At 71.9% G+C, this 14,507-nt stretch carries 11 protein-coding genes and 1 pseudogene; 3 read left to right on the top strand and 9 right to left on the bottom strand.

Annotated elements, in window-relative coordinates:
* The first annotated feature begins 486 nt into the window (after positions 1-486).
* Positions 487-1,917 carry a class I SAM-dependent methyltransferase gene (locus AB0J58_RS41710; protein WP_364226679.1) on the top strand — a complete coding sequence of 477 codons (1,431 nt, stop codon included), beginning with the start codon at positions 487-489 and terminating at the stop codon, positions 1,915-1,917.
* 120 nt (positions 1,918-2,037) lie between these two features.
* Here the strand turns inward: AB0J58_RS41710 and AB0J58_RS41705 are convergent, their stop codons facing one another.
* From AB0J58_RS41705 to AB0J58_RS41690, 4 genes are all read right to left on the bottom strand, one after another.
* Positions 2,038-2,655, bottom strand: a complete 618-nt coding sequence (locus AB0J58_RS41705) for a DUF4232 domain-containing protein (RefSeq protein ID WP_364226677.1) — start codon at positions 2,653-2,655, stop codon at positions 2,038-2,040.
* A gap of 102 nt (positions 2,656-2,757) precedes the next feature.
* Complete coding sequence (locus AB0J58_RS41700) at positions 2,758-4,674, bottom strand: S9 family peptidase (protein WP_364226674.1); 1,917 nt, start codon at positions 4,672-4,674, stop codon at positions 2,758-2,760.
* 252 nt (positions 4,675-4,926) lie between these two features.
* The gene (locus AB0J58_RS41695) at positions 4,927-6,213 is read right to left on the bottom strand and encodes a hypothetical protein (RefSeq protein WP_364226672.1); all 1,287 of its coding nucleotides are present in this window, start codon (positions 6,211-6,213) and stop codon (positions 4,927-4,929) included.
* A 101-nt stretch (positions 6,214-6,314) separates the two neighbouring features.
* Entirely contained in the window at positions 6,315-7,352 is a 1,038-nt protein-coding gene (locus AB0J58_RS41690; RefSeq protein WP_364226670.1) for an alcohol dehydrogenase catalytic domain-containing protein, read from the bottom strand.
* A 234-nt stretch (positions 7,353-7,586) separates the two neighbouring features.
* On the opposite strand from AB0J58_RS41690, the gene AB0J58_RS41685 reads away from it, so the two are divergent.
* Positions 7,587-9,023: a glutamate--cysteine ligase gene (locus tag AB0J58_RS41685; RefSeq protein ID WP_364226667.1), complete on the top strand. Its 1,437-nt coding sequence runs from the start codon at positions 7,587-7,589 to the stop codon at positions 9,021-9,023.
* A gap of 88 nt (positions 9,024-9,111) precedes the next feature.
* Entirely contained in the window at positions 9,112-10,158 is a 1,047-nt protein-coding gene (locus tag AB0J58_RS41680) for a hypothetical protein (RefSeq protein ID WP_364226664.1), read from the top strand.
* 65 nt (positions 10,159-10,223) lie between these two features.
* Here AB0J58_RS41680 and pcp read toward each other — a convergent pair whose 3' ends face one another.
* The 5 genes and pseudogenes from pcp to AB0J58_RS41655 form a co-directional block, all read right to left on the bottom strand.
* A complete protein-coding gene (pcp, locus tag AB0J58_RS41675) occupies positions 10,224-10,850 on the bottom strand; it encodes a pyroglutamyl-peptidase I (RefSeq protein ID WP_364226662.1) in 627 nt (208 codons plus the stop codon).
* Positions 10,847-11,224 (bottom strand): DUF393 domain-containing protein, encoded by a 378-nt coding sequence (locus AB0J58_RS41670; RefSeq protein ID WP_364226660.1) that lies wholly within the window; start codon positions 11,222-11,224, stop codon positions 10,847-10,849. The genes pcp and AB0J58_RS41670 overlap by 4 nt, the downstream gene beginning before the upstream one ends.
* Before the next feature lie 28 nt (positions 11,225-11,252).
* A complete protein-coding gene (locus AB0J58_RS41665; protein ID WP_364226657.1) occupies positions 11,253-13,103 on the bottom strand; it encodes an endonuclease/exonuclease/phosphatase family protein in 1,851 nt (616 codons plus the stop codon).
* Between the two features lie 66 nt (positions 13,104-13,169).
* Positions 13,170-14,171: a hypothetical protein gene (locus AB0J58_RS41660; RefSeq protein ID WP_364226654.1), complete on the bottom strand. Its 1,002-nt coding sequence runs from the start codon at positions 14,169-14,171 to the stop codon at positions 13,170-13,172.
* Between the two features lie 33 nt (positions 14,172-14,204).
* Positions 14,205-14,507: pseudogene (locus tag AB0J58_RS41655) on the bottom strand (hypothetical protein); the annotation flags it as partial.

Raw genomic sequence — 14,507 nt, 5'->3', positions numbered from 1 at the left:
TTACACGTCGTTGGGGGGGCGAACGGAAGCCGCCGTGGAGACGGAAGCGTCTCCACGGCGGCGTACGGTCACCTGTCGGTGCCGAGATGATACGGAGACGGCCTGTCGATGTTTCCCGGCCGGCAGAATCCTCCATCTTCGGCAGCGGCTGCAGAGCGCCGGTCCGCGCGTTGTCGCCGACGGGGCGTGTCGTGCCGTCTGGCTGGACACCAAGAAAGTCGCAAGTCCGCTGTCCTAGATTGCGGCCAACGGCCTGCCCGGCAGACGTGAACCGCCCCCCGGCGTGGTCCTGACCATGTTCGGCGGTGAACCGTCCGCCCCTACCTCCCCCTGTCCTCCTAGTTTTTTGCAATGTGGCGACGTCCTCACCGGCAGTCACGATCCGGGGATTCCCGCGACCCGGGTCGGCCCGCCGCCGGACACCGCCATCTCGGGTGAGCAGTTCGCGTGAGCGGTTCGGACACATCCACTGAGAGGTCTTTGAGCATGCACAACGGAAGTGACATCGAGGTCCGCTGGCTGAAGTGGGAAAAGGCCGCCGAGGAGATCCTTGATCTCCGGCGGCGGGTGTTCATGTCCGAGCTGGGGTGGAGCGAGGAGAGGGTGCACCACGACAGCGATCCGGAGGGTCTTCACCTGTGCGCCCTGTCCGGGGGGAAGATCGTGGCCGCCATCTCCGCGTACGTCTACGGTCCCGGAGCGCCGGGGCTGGCCGCCCTGGAGTTGCCCGACCTGGACGGGCCGACCGTCGAGATCGGCAAGCGGGTGGCGCTGCAGACCCATCGGGGCCGCCTGATCAGCACGCGGATCGCCAACTCGATGGTGCGGCAGCTCTGCGAGTCGCTCTGCCCCTCCCGGTTCTTCCTCATCGTCCGGCCGAGCCAGTATGACCACCTCCTCGATCGGTACGCGAAGCGGGACTTCGTGGTGCGCGGTGAGGTCGGCTCGGGCGACGACGCGGTCACCGTGATGACCGTGGAGGGCGGAGAGGCCCTGGAGAGGTTCTACCTCAGGCATCGGGAGCTGACCTGGGAGTCGCGGTCCGATGACGAACGGCTGGCGATCCCCTCGCTGGTCCGCTTCCTCGCCGACGAGGGCCGGGGTGACCTGCTGGCGGCGGAGCGCCTCGGCGCGGAGAACTTCTACCTGGACCTGCTGTCCCTGCAGGAGGAGGCGCCGCGGCTGAGCGCACAGGGCCGGCTGGTACTCGCCGAGCAGCGGCCGCGCCTGGCCTCGACGCCCTTCCCGCCCGCGCCCGCGTCGCTGCTCGACGTCGGCAGCGGACCCGGGGACTATCTGGCGGCGGTCACCGAGGGGAGCCCGTTCGCCGGCTATCGCGTGTGCGGCGTCGAACCCGCACCCCAGCTGCTCGCCAGGGCCCGCTCGAACTTCCCCGGCCTCACCTTCCACCAGGGCACCGCGTACGCCACCGGTGAGGCGGACGCGTCGCACGACGTGGTCACGGCGAGCTTCCTCTTCGTCCACCTGCGCAGTCCGGATCTGGCCCTGCTCGAAATGCGCCGGGTGCTGCGGCCCGGCGGGCTGCTGTACGTGGTCGACGTCGACGACGCGGCCTTCCGCGGCCCGGACGTGGTCCGCCGCATGCTGGAGACCTACGACCGTGACTACGCGGCCGACCGTACGATCCTCAACGACCTCCCGGAGCGCGCCGCGGAGTTCGGTTTCCAGCCCGTCCGGAGTTTCTCCACCACGCTCGGCTACGTGGTGGACGCCGAGCCGGGGTTCGGTCCCGATGAGATCCGGCTCGGCAGGGAGGAGGCGTGGAGCCTGCTCTCCTTCGTGAGGTCGCAGCGCGGCATCGAGGAGAGCTTCCTGGAGGCGCGCGACCACTACTTCGGCGTGGAGTGTGAGATCGGGGTGGACATCAAAACCCAGGTCTACCGGAGATGCCCCTAGACGTACCGGCGACCGTCTCGACACGCCGCCGGTCCGCTCCGGCCGAGGGCACGGCGGCCGGAGCGAGACAGGGGCCGGGAAACAGGTCCCGGTTCCGTTTCCCGGACCCGGTCCGAGGAGCTACAGGCGCGCCCCGGAGGCCATCGGGGTCACGTCCAGGCGGCCGTCGTCGCAGACGGTCGCCTTGAACGGAATCTCCAGGTGCGCGACCTCGTCCGGCGGGATGATCATCAGCCGTGCGGAGGCCGGGCAGGAGCGGCTCCCGCCGGGCACCTCGCTCCAGTGCAGCCTGGCGTGCGCGCTCGCTCCGGGGCGCAGGGTGATCCGCCGGGGCTGGAGGCTCTCCCTGCGCGTCCTGGTGCGCATCGCGTCGCCGCTGCCGTCGATCATGATCAGGCCGACGAAGCCGTACACCCAGCAGGCCCTGGCGGAGGTGTTGGTGAACACCAGCGGCGCGTACCGCTGTCCCGCTCCGGCGTCCACCCTGCCGACGCGCGCAGCGAGCGCCTCGGTGCGGCAGCGTCCGGCGGCGGTGCCGCTGTCCGCCACCCGCAGGCCTGCGGCCTGGACGGCGACGGCGGGACGCGCGGGGGCGGGAGAGAGACTCGCGGGAGCGCCGCCGGAAGCCGGGGCGGCGCCCCGGTCGCGGGTGACGGGCGGGGCGCACGCGGTCGTGGCCGCCAGCACGGCCAGTGCCGAGGCGGCGGCGAGCAGTCCGGCGCCGATGGATCGTTTCATGGTCCGTTGGACGCGCACCGCGCCTGCTTTGTTGCCGTACCGGGCAGCGGAAACGGCAACGGCGGAGACCCCCGGCGTCTCATCGCGGGGGAGCGCGTCCGGTCAGGACAGGTGGCGAGACCACCATTCCAGTACCGCCTCGAAGCGCTGCAGGCGGTGTTTCGGGCGCCCGCCGCGGCTGAGCTCGTGTCCCTCGCCGGGGAAGAGCAGGAACTCCGCGGGGGTGCCGTTGCGGCGCAGCGCGACGAACATCCGCTGTGCCTGCTCGACCGGGCAGCGGATGTCCTCCTCGGAGTGGACCACGGCGAACGGCAACGTGATCCGATCGGCGTGGTAGAGCGGGCTCATCGCGCGCTGCGCCTCGATGTCGGGACCGCAGTACGCCTCGGCGAAGAACCAGCCGACGTCGGAGGAGCCGGTGAAGGAGTCCCAGGCGTTGACCGCGCGCTCGCTCCAGGCGGCCCTGAACCGGTCCCCGTGCCGGGTGGCCAGCCAGCTCGTCATGAAACCGCCGTAGGAGCCGCCCATCACGCCCACCCGCCCGGCGTCGCACTCGGGTCGCTCCAGCGCGGCGTCGAGCAGGGCCAGCACGTCGTCGGCGTCCACGGTGCCCAGCGCGCCGATCACCGACCGGCCGTGCGCCTGTCCGTATCCGGAGGAGCCGCGCGGGTTCGGCAGGACCACCGCGTATCCGGCGCCCGTGTAGACCTGGGTCTCGTCCAGGAAGGCCCACCCGTGCTGGTGGAACGGGCCGCCGTGCACGTTCAGCAGGACGGGATGCGGGCCTTCGCCCTCGGGCAGGGCCAGCCAGCCGTGGACCGGGTAGCCGTCGGCGGAGACGGCGGTGATCTCCAGCAGCGGGCTGATCCCGGGGAGGGTGCCGGAGAAGTCGGTCAGCGGCCCGTCAGGGGTGACCACCTCGCCGGGGCTCGCGGGGGTGGACACCACCGCGACCACCTGCTCGCCGCAGGAGGTGAAGAACTTGACGCTCGCCCGCTCGCCCAGGATCGGGACGAGCTTCTCCAGCGGCGCGTCGAGGGCGCCGGAGGGGACCAGCCGCAGCTCGACCGCGCCGCGTACCCGCACCGCGACCAGGACGCCGTCCCGCAGCGGTACGGGAGGCAGTGGCTCGCAGTCCACCGACTCCTCCTCGGTCAGCCGGGTCCCGGCCACCGTCTCAGCCACCGTCTCAGCCACCGTCTCGCCGGTGATCCGCAGTGGCGCGCGGTAGAGGCCCACGTTGTGGGCCACCGCGTCGAGTCCGGAGAACTCCGTGCCGAGGTAGAGCACCTCCCCGCCGGGCAGGGCGACGGGATGCTCGGCGGAGCCGTCGCTGCGCACCGCGAGGACCGGGGCGCCGCCGCCGGCCGGGACGGCGTACACGTCCGTGTGCAGGCTCTCACCGTCGAGGTCGCGAGGGGCCGAGACCAGCACATGCTCGCCGTCCGGTGTCCAGCAGGGGGAGTCGACGTCGTAGGGCCCCTCGGTCAGCCGTACCGGCACCGGGATGTCCGCGAGGGCGTTGACCACGAACAGGCTCTGCCGCCGGTCGAAGGTGAAGCCGATTCCCTCGGTCCGGTAGTGGAGCCCGGTGATCCGGCGCGGTGCCTCGGCCTCGGCGCTCACGCCCTTCTCGGTGCCGTACCGGCCCGGTTCGGCGACCCGGGCGACGAACGCGATCCGGCGCGAGTCCGGTGCCCAGACCGGGACGCCCGCGCCCAGCGGCAGGTCGGTGACCGGCCGGCCCTCACCTCCGCCGGTGGGCATCACGTGCAGTTGCGGGCTGCCGTCGCCGGCGCGCAGGAAGGCGACCCAGGCGCCGTCGGGGGAGATGCGCGGCGCGCTGTCGCGGTCGCCGAAGGTGAACCGGACGGGCGGGCCGTCCTGCGGCACCCGCCACAGGCTCCCGGAGTAGGCGTCGGTCTCCAGATCGGGCCGGGCCACGTCGACGAGAAGGAGATCGCCGTGGCGGGTGACGCTGCCGGGCACGTTGAGCAGGGCGAGATCTTCTGGACGCATGGTCAACGACGCTATCACCGTTTTGATCATTTATATGAGCGTTCAAAGCTCTGCGGCCGCCCCGTTCTGGCTGGTCGTCGCGCTGTGCCCTGTTCTTCGAAGAGGAGGATTCTTTATCGGGACTCATCGCGTGAAAGGACAGGCCGGTCGTTGATGGGGGTGCCGCTTTTGCCGGAGAACCCGGTTCCAGCCGGCCGGCGACGGGCGGGACGGGCCACCGGCCGGTGCTCCTTCCGGTCCGTCGCCGATCCCCTACCGTGCTCTCAACCGGTGGAAGGCGAAGCCGGCGCCGCCGCTGAAGCGGGCCAGACGCACCTCGGGCTCCTCACGCGCGGGCTCGGCGCCGGGGTCGATCACGGCCTCGTAGGCGTGGCGCTCTCCCTCGCGGGGCGGGACCGGGACGCATCGGGCACGCGGGTTGACCGCCTGGACCACCGCGTCCAGGGCGCGGTCGCCGTCGCCGCCGAGCTCGGCCAGCCAGGTGAACGGATCGGTCTCCCGGAAGATCGGTGAGTCGGTGAAGCCGAACCTCACCCGGAGCGGCCCGGTGACCTCGACCTCCAGGCCGACGTAGGAGCCCGGCTGGAAGGTCGGATGCAGTTGCAGCACCCTGCCGATGGCGGCGGCGTCGTCGCCGGGGACGTTCATGGCCGCGCGGACTCTGCCCGAGGTGAGGCCGGCCAGTCCGACGAGCACCCGGGACCCCGCGCCACGGGCGGCCGGCTCGCCGTAGTGGTCGCTCATGCTGAGCAGGTAGCCGCGGAAGAGCAGGTGGCTCTGAATCGCCACCTCCTCCAGCACGGTCTGCAGCGCCGCGTGCGAAAGGTCCTCCAGCTGGAAGTCGGTGTCGAAGGGGCCGCCGTAGCCGTCCAGCCCGCCGGGCTCGGCGGAGATCCTGCCCGAGGTGATCGGCAGCCGGGCGAGCAGCGACTCCGCCACCGAGGCCTGGTTGGGGTGCGGCGCGAGGGGCTCGGCGGCGTCGGAGATCTCGACGCGCCAGCGGCAGTGCGGAGTCCGGCCAGGTGGCACGCGGGGCGGGCGGTGCACGGGCAGGAACCTCGCGCGGGGGTTGGTGGCCGACCCCGTCGCGTCGAAGGTGGGGTCCTCGATGGTGTGGCACATGCCGCGGACCCAGTCCTCGCCCATCGGCTCGACGTCGAGCAGCGCGCCGCAGTGGGCCAGTTCGAACTCACCGTGCCGCTCGTCGATCAGCCGCAGCCGGAAGTCCATGAACTGCGGCGGCGCCCCGATGTCGAGCTGGAGATTCTTCAGGATGGCCGAGACGGTGTCACCCCGGAAACCCAGGGCCTCCTGCATCCTGACCGAGTAGATCGGGCTGGCGGCCGCCCACTCCTCGATGGCGACCCGCTCGGCCTCCTGCCTGCCGCCGAGCTCCAGGACCATCGGGACGCCGACGCGGTCCTGCAGGTGGCCGTGGAGCAGCCATTCTCTGCCGAGGACGGCGAGCGCCCCACGAGAGAGGCGTTCCAGCCGGAAGCCGGGATCGAAGGGGCCTGAGTAGTCGGGCAGCACTGTCACGTCGCGTCCTTCGCCGAACCGGGACCCTCAAACTAGACATGTGTCCAGGTCTTGGTCAACAAAAAACTGAAACGCGTTCTCTTTTGGCCTGTGGCCCGCCGTCAGCGCAGGGACGGAATGATCATTGTGACGCCGGGGACGGATCCGATCGAGGCGAGCGCGTCTCCCGCCTCCTGGAGGCCGATGGAACGGGTGACCAGTGCGTCCGGGCGGAGGGTTCCGTCGGCGACGGCCGCCAGCATCGCCGGATAGGCGCGCGCCGCCATGCCGTGGCTACCGAGGAGTTCGAGCTCGTAGCCGATCACCCGGCCCATCGGAACCGCGGTGAGCCCCGGCAGCAGACCGACCTGGACGTGGCGTCCCCGGCGGCGCAGGCCCTCGATCGACGCCGCGCACGTCCCCGGGCTGCCGAGCGCGTCGATGGAGACGTGGGCGCCCCCCGAGGTGAGCTCCACGACCCGCGCGGGGACGTCGGCCTCGGCCGGGGCGGCACTGACGCAGGCGGTGGCGCCGAACGCCCCGGCCATCTCCAGGGCGCCCGCGGAGACGTCCACGGCGATCACCCTGGCCCCGGCCGCGGCCGCGATCATGATGGCGGACAGGCCCACACCGCCGCAGCCGTGCACGACCACCCACTCGCCGGGCCGTACCCGGCCCACGGCGTTCACGGCCCGGTAGGCGGTGGCGAAGCGGCAGCCCAGGCTCGCGGCGGTGCTGAAGCTCATCTCCTCGGGGAGCCGCACCAGGTTCACGTCCGCGTGATCGATCGCCACATACTCGGCGAAGGAACCCCAGTGGGTGAACCCGGGCTGGGTCTGGCGCTCGCAGACCTGCTGCTCACCGGCCGCGCACGCCGCGCAGGAACCGCAGGCGCAGACGAACGGGACGGTCACCCGGTCGCCGGGCCGCCACGAGGCGACGCCCGTGCCCACCGACTCGACCACCCCGGCGAGCTCGTGCCCCGGCACGTGGGGCAGGACCCGGATGTCCGGGTCGTGGCCCTGCCACCCGTGCCAGTCGCTCCGGCAGAGCCCGGTGGCCTCCACCCGGATCACCGCTCCACCGGGCGGAGGTTCGGGGGAGGGCACCTCCCGAACCTCAAGCTCGGCTCCAAAGGCGTCGAAGACCACCGCTCGCACCCGCCCACACTCCCTTCCGGCCCCACTCGAACCTGAACACTACTCAATCCGGCCCCGGACACCGTTCCCTTCCCGGTGCCCGCGAGGCATCGTGGGAAGCCAGGGGAGACGCGGCGACGGGCCCCGGACGTGCCGCGTGCCCTCGTCCGCGGAGGGCTGTGACGAAAGCCCTGATTAGAAGGCGCAAGCTGGGAGAGAGGAGGGAGCACGAGGACCAACTGATCGGACGGTGTGATGGGGCAGAAAGTCGACAAGGACCGTTACACCGAGGCGGAGTTCCTCCGCTTCGGGGAGAGATTGGCGGAGCAGCTCGGCGCTCTCCGAGAGGTACTCGCGCGGCCCGGTTTCGGGGACGGTCCCGTGACGATCGGGGCTGAGCTGGAGATGTTTCTCATAACGCCTGAGGGCCGCCCGCTGCCCCGCAACCAGGAGGTGCGAGCGGTCGCCGCCGACGACCGGCTCACGCTGGAGCTGGGCAGGTTCAACCTGGAGGCCAACCTGACCCCGCTGCCGATCGCCGGGCGGCCGTTCACCGCCATGATGCGCGAGATGCGGGAGATCATGGCCGTGGTGGACACGGCGGCCGAGACGCAGGGCGGGCAGGTCGTGATGATCGGGATCCTGCCCTCACTGAGCGAGTTCGACTTCACCCACGAGGCGTTGAGCGGTGAGGGACGCTACCGGGCGCTGGCCAGGGGCATGCGGCGGCTACGCACGGAGCCCTTCCGGGTGCGCATCGAGGGGGTCGAGCTGCTGGAGCTGGAGGTCGAGGGGGTGATCCTGGAAAGCGCCAACACCTCCTGGCAGGTCCATCTCCGCACGCCTCCCGCCGACTTCGCCCGCGTCTACAACGCCGCCCAGCTGGCCATCGGCCCGGTCCTCGCGGTCAGTGGCAACTCACCCGCCTTCCTGGGCAGGCAGCTCTGGGAGGAGACGAGGATCGCGCTGTTCGAGGAGGCCGCCGACGACCGGGACGTCGAGCGGCTCGACCGCAGGGACCGGCGGGTGGGGTTCGGCTCCGGCTGGGCGCGGAGCGCCCAGGAACTGTTCGAGACATGCGTCCGGGACTACGAACCGGTGCTGCCGATGAACTCGGTGCCGGAGGAGGTGCCCGCGGGCGGCGTCCCGAAACTGGCCGAGCTCCGGCTTCACCAGGGCACCGTGTGGCAGTGGAACCGGCCGGTCTACGACCCGGTCGACGGCGGCCACCTTCGGGTGGAGATGCGCGCCCTGCCCGCCGGGCCGAGCGCGGCGGACATGGCGGCCAACAGCGCGTTCCTGCTCGGGCTGACCGCGGCCCTGGCCCTCCATCCGGTGGAGGAGTTCCCCTTCGCCGGGGCCTACCGCAACTTCTACCGAGGCGCGATCCACGGCCTGGACGCGCCGCTGAGCTGGCCCGGCCTGCGCGAGGAGGTCCCGGCCTGGCGGCTCGCCCTGGACCTGCTGCCGGTCGCCGAGGCCGGTCTCGGCAGGATGGGCGTGGAGCCGGGCGAGATCCGGTGGGCGCTGGACATCGTGCGGGAACGCGTCACGCACCGCCGTACCGGTGCGATCTGGCAGCGGAAGGCGCTGGCGGGAATGGGGGGCGACCAGGCAGCGCGGGCGCGCCTGGTGAGCCGGTACCGGGAACTGTCACAGACCGGGGAGCCCGTCCACACCTGGCCCTTCTAGCTACAAAAGGGATTTGAGTAGAGGCATACTCATGAACTCCGTATCTTGATCCGCCGATCCTGGCGAGACCGGACGAGGAGACCCCCACATGAGTCAGATGAAGGCCGCACCGGCGGAGCCGTTCGGGTTGAAACGGGACGCCGGCGGCCTCGCGGCCGGGATCAAGGTCCTGGAGAAGGAACTCCAGCGGGTCTCCCTCGACACCGTGCTGGCCAAGGCCAATCGGGTCGCGGCCAGGAAGGGGGCGACCGGTGCCGGGGCGTTCGCCAAGATGACCCCCAAACCCGTCGACTGGTACTGCTTCGACGCGGACGACAACGTCGCCAGGGAGTGGTACCCCCAGGGCCTGACCTCCGCCTCCGACGCCGGGATCGCCGGGAGCACGTTCGTGGTGAGCTGGTACCACTCGCCGACGTCGGGGGCCGAGCGGGGCGTGCGCCTGAGCTTCCTGAACACCGCGACACTCCGGTACCGGCACGTCCTGCTGGTGCGGGTCGCCGCCGACGGGAACATCACGCCGATCAACATCCACGCCGGCGGCGTCGCCTGGTACGGCGGCCTGCTGTACGTCGTCGACACCACGCGGGGCCTGCGGGTGTTCGACACCCGGCAGATCTTCGAGGTCAACGGGGACGGCGCGGCCACGATCGGTAGGAAGAGCGGCAGTTACGAGGCGTTCGGCTACCGGTACGTGATGCCGCAGACCGACGCCTGGGCCACCACCAGTGGTTCGGTGCGCTTCTCCTACACCGCCGTCGACCGCAGCACCACCCCGCACACCCTGATCTGTGGCGAGTACGTCGACACGGCGGGCACGGTCGGACGGGTGGCCCGCTGGTCGCTGACCGCGCAGGGGACGCTGAACGCCCCCGCCGGCGGCGTCGTCCAGGCGGTGGACGCCCACGCGCTCCCCGTGAGCAAGGTCCAGGGCGCGCTCTCCTACAACGGCACCTGGTACCTCAGCCAGACCGCGGGCGCCACGGGGAACGGCACCCTGCTCGTGGTCGGCGACACGGTGCGCAGACGGCCCTACCCGGTGGGGCCCGAGGACCTCACCTGCGTCCGCGACAAGAAGACGCTGTGGAGCGTGACCGAGTTCGTGGGCCGCCGGGTGGTGTACGGCGTGCCGCTCTGACCGGCGGGCCGCCTTTCCCGGGAACGGGGACGCGGGAGCGGGCGGCCCCGGCGCGGAGCGCCCGGTCAGTGCAGGGAGCCACCGACCAGGCGGAGATCACCGCCGAGCGAGACGGAGACGGCGGTGGTCACGATCGCGGTGAGCGCCTGGGCGGACACCGGGACGGGCATGGAGGGCCTGGCCTCGCCGAGGACCTGATCGGGGCTGTACGGCAGGTGCACGAAACCTCCGCGGACCCCCGGCCGCTCGGTGGCGATCAGGTGCATCAGGCCGTAGAAGAGGTGGTTGCACAGGAACGTGCCGGCGCTCTGCGAGACGCTCGCGGGCACCCCGACCGCCCGCGCCGCCGCCACGCACGCCTTCACCGGCAGCGTGGCGAAGTAGGCGGCAGGGCCGCCGCGTACCACCGGCTCGTCGATCGGCTGCCACCCGGCGCTGTCGGGGACGCACGCGTCGTCGAGATTGACGGCCACTCGCTCCACGGTCACGTCCGGCCGCCCCCCGGCCTGCCCGACGCACACGACCACCGCCGGGTCGTGCTCGACCACCGCCGCGCGCAGTCGCTCGAGCATCTCGCCGAACCGGCAGGGGAGCAGCGCGGTCCGCACCCCGGGTACCAGGGCGATCGCCTCCCACGACGGGTTGCCGCCGCCGTCGAGCGGCTCGAACCCGGTGAGCAGTACGCCCTTCATCGGCGGTCCTGAGGAAGGGCGCAGGCAGGGGTGCCGCCGGGCAGGCGGTGCCGGTTGCCGGCGATCAGGCGGTAGAGGCCCTGAGCCGCCCAGCGCAACGGCGGGACCCGCAGCGCGAACCCCAGCGGGCTCCACGGGAGACCGGCGGCGATCAGCAGCCTGGCCACCGCCTGCGCCCCGCCGTACACCCCGCCGTCCTGGACCCAGAGCACCTCGCGCTCGGCCCGCTCGCGTGTCACGCCCAGCGCCGGAAGATCGGCGAACTGCCAGGGGACGACCAGGGCGCGAACCCCGATGCGGCGCTCGGCGAACCTGACGCTCGTCGTGCAGAAACCGCAGTCGCCGTCGAAGATCAGTACAGGTCGTCCTGTCATGCACCCGACACTACCCAGCGGAACCCGATCAAGGCCCGGCGACCAGGGTGACCGCGATCGGGCGGTGGTCGGAGTGTGGGACATCGGGGTTGGCCTGGTCCTTTCCGATGAGACCCGGGGTGACGAGCACATGGTCGATCTGCTCGACGACGCCCCGGGACGGAACGGTGTTGAACGGCCTGGCCGGGGCGAGGGGGTCGGTCAGGCCCGCGCCGGTCAGCACCTCCCAGGCCCGCTCCCCGGGCTGAAGGTTGAGGTCGCCGGCCACGATCACCGGGGCGCCGCTCCTGGAGGCCTCCCTGACGATCCCGCCGAGCTGCTCGACCTGGCCGAGCTCGCGCCAGCCCGGCGGAGGCTGCAGGTGGGTGCCGATCACGGTGATGTCCCCACCCTGCCAGCGCAGCCCGACCTCCAGCGCTTGCGCGCCGGTCGGTCCGCCCTGGACCAGCACGTGGTTCCTTATCGAGGTGATCGGCAGCGTGGTGAGCAGGGCGTCGCCCCACACCTCGTCGGTCGCCGGGGCCCAGATGTAGTGCATGCCCAGCCGCTCGGCGATCAGCCGCACCCCGTCGTGGCCGCCGTTGAGCAGCCAGCCCCGGTCGGCCTCGCTCAGCACCACCACGTGCGGCCGCAACTCCCTGAGCGCGTCGGCCTGCTGCTCCAGGGAGAGCCTGCCGGACTCGCCGTACCCCATCCTGATGTTGTAGGCCGCGATCCGCAGCCCGTCACGCGGTGCCTCCCAGCGGGGCCGCTCCCCCTGCCAGAGGGGAACGGCCGCCACCAGCACGACCGCGGCCACGGCGGCCGCCGCGAACCGCCGGTCGTAGGAGCGGCGCGGCAGACCCCTGCTGCCCACCAGACCCAGGACCGCGACGACGAACGCCGCGCCGATCGGCACCCACTGGTTGGAAAGGTAGAGGTCGTAGGCGGCGTAGTAACCGAAGACGAACACGACGAACAGCAGCATGCCTGCCGCCGCGGCCAGGCCGCGCCGCGCCGCCCTGTCCGGGCCGAAGGCCGCCGCGGCGTGCGCCAGACATGCGCCGAGCGCGAGCTGGCCGATGATCTGCGCGGCGATCGTCCAGCCGGGCGCCACACCGTGGACCCCGCCCACGGTGGCCCTGCCCAGGGTGAACGCCACCGCCGAGGCGACCAGGGCGACGGCGGGCGGGAGCGGGCGGCGCAGCACCGGCAGCGCGGCGGGCGCCGCCGACACCACCGCGAACGCCGCCACGATCACGGCGGCGGCCTGCTGGGCGGAGACGGTCGCCGCCTGGGCGTGCGCGGTGTTGCCCGTGTAGAGCCCCCAGAGCAGCAGGGCGGGGCCGATGGCCAGCCAGGCGCGGGGGGCACCGGAGTACTCCTCGTCCGAGGGGGCCGTCCGGATCAGGAACAGGCCGAAGAGCCCGAGTTCCACAGCCAGCAGCGCCCATGGGATCGCTCCAGGCCGCCACATCAGGTCGATGCCGTCCAGCGCCGCGTGGATCACCGTGGAGGCCGCCAGGCCGGCGATCACCCCGGCCATCACGGGCCGGGCGTCCCGGCCGCCCATCGCGGTCGCCACCAGCCAGACCAGGCCGGCCAGCAGGCCGAGGCTGGCCACGTACAGCTGCGGGTCCCCGCCCCCGGTCAGCTGGAGTGCCAGCCGAGCCAGGAGCAGCAGGCATCCGGCACCGAGGGCGATCAGCCGCGGCTGGACGAGCCTGGCCAGCGGGACGGTCAGGAAGGCCAGGACGAACCAGGAGAGGGCGTACAGGCCCATCATCTCCGCGGGAGTGCTTCCCGCCCGGCCGAAGAGTGTGATCAGCGAGGGCAGGAAGACCCGCAACACGTCGACCAGCACGACCACGCCGAGGGTTGTGTCCAGGCGGATCCGCATGCTACCTCCAAAGAACGCGAGCTATCCTCGCCTTCTTTGTGATGCATGACAAGGGGAACCCCACCCTCAGGGGGCCGGAGGTTCCTGCCCGGAGCCCCCGGAGTTCGGGGAACGGGCGGGCCCGCTCGGAGGGGACGAGGGGCCGGCGGCCCCGTCGGCGGCCCCGTCGGCGGCCTCGTCGGCGGGCCTGTCGAGGTGGCGGAAGGCCTCGTGTGCCGAACGGACGCTGTCGCGCAGCGCCTGTTCCAGGTGGCCGGCGTCCTCGGTCAGCTTCCCTATCTCCGGTACGGCGAAGGCGTCCGCGCCCGACTCCGCCAGGAGTTCCTCATAGCGGGGAAGCCGTGAGCGGAGTATCTCGATCTGCTCGTGGGCGCGTAGCGCCCGCTCGGCGTCGGACACGTGGCCCGCGTAGCGTTCCAGTGCCTCCACCCGCGCGAGCACGGCGGCCTCGCTGGCGGCCAGGGCACGCTCCAGCGGTGCCATGGCCGCGGCCACCTCCGGCGTGCTGCCGCCGTACCCGAACTCGTGGTGCTCGTCGCGCAGTGCGGAGAGCTTGGTCAGCAGCTGGGCGATCTCCCACTCCTGCGAGGGGAGCATCACCGCGTTGCGCACGTCGTCGAGCATGCCCATGGCGTTGACCCGGGAGCGCAGGATGAAGTCGATCGCCCGCTGGGCCCGTTCGAGCAGCCGGCCGGCGTTGTGGTCGAAGTCCTCGGCGGGCAGCAGGTAGCGGCCCTCGTACCAGCGGGCCTCGCGGTACAGTTCGTGTTCGGTCGACTCCGGCTCCAGCGGCTCGCGGGTGGTGAGGAAACCGACGAGGACCACGAGGGCGAGCAGGGCGAGCACGAAGAAGAACAGCTGTCCGCTGTCCGCGAGGAGGAGCAGGCAGGCCAGCAGGAGCGCCGAGACCGCCCCTCCGGACCACAGGAAACGGACGGGCAGCCGCGAGGCGGGCTCGGCAGGCTCGGGACTCCAACCGGCGCGGATGCGCGCCAACAGCGACGCGTGCTGGCGAAAGAGATCGGCGGTCCGGGCGGGAACCTCGGGATCGACCACCACTCGCCGCACAGGCTCGCCCCTCCATCCGGTCGGATTCTCACATCATCGGTCGAGATAGCGGAACGCCTCGTGTGCCGAGCGTACGCTCTCGCGGAGCGCCCGCCGGAGCATGTCGGCGTCATCGCTGAGATGCCCGATCTCCGGTGCGGAGAACCTGGCCGCGCCCGTCTCGGCGACGAGCTGCTCGTACTCGGGCAGGTGAGCTCGCAGGGCCTCGATCTGTCCCTGGGAGAGCAGGGCGTGCTCGGCCTCGGACACGTGGCCCGCGTAGCGTTCCAGTGCCTCCACCCGCGCGAGCACGGCGGCCTCGCTGGCGGCCAGGGCACGCTCCAGCGGTGCCATGGC

It is taken from the genome of Streptosporangium sp. NPDC049644, from assembly GCF_040675205.1.
GTDB lineage: Bacteria > Actinomycetota > Actinomycetes > Streptosporangiales > Streptosporangiaceae > Streptosporangium > Streptosporangium fukuiense.
This window is presented reverse-complemented; position numbering and strand designations above follow the sequence as displayed.

Excerpts from the sequence above, each read along its gene's own strand:
- AB0J58_RS41700 (WP_364226674.1), bottom strand. The coding sequence starts at position 4,674 with ATGCGTCCAGAAGATCTCGCCCTGCTCAACGTGCCCGGCAGCGTCACC.
- AB0J58_RS41710 (WP_364226679.1), top strand. The coding sequence starts at position 487 with ATGCACAACGGAAGTGACATCGAGGTCCGCTGGCTGAAGTGGGAAAAG.
- AB0J58_RS41680 (WP_364226664.1), top strand. The coding sequence starts at position 9,112 with ATGAGTCAGATGAAGGCCGCACCGGCGGAGCCGTTCGGGTTGAAACGG.
- AB0J58_RS41670 (WP_364226660.1), bottom strand. The coding sequence starts at position 11,224 with ATGACAGGACGACCTGTACTGATCTTCGACGGCGACTGCGGTTTCTGC.
- pcp (WP_364226662.1), bottom strand. The coding sequence starts at position 10,850 with ATGAAGGGCGTACTGCTCACCGGGTTCGAGCCGCTCGACGGCGGCGGC.
- AB0J58_RS41705 (WP_364226677.1), bottom strand. The coding sequence starts at position 2,655 with ATGAAACGATCCATCGGCGCCGGACTGCTCGCCGCCGCCTCGGCACTG.
- AB0J58_RS41665 (WP_364226657.1), bottom strand. The coding sequence starts at position 13,103 with ATGCGGATCCGCCTGGACACAACCCTCGGCGTGGTCGTGCTGGTCGAC.
- AB0J58_RS41685 (WP_364226667.1), top strand. The coding sequence starts at position 7,587 with ATGGGGCAGAAAGTCGACAAGGACCGTTACACCGAGGCGGAGTTCCTC.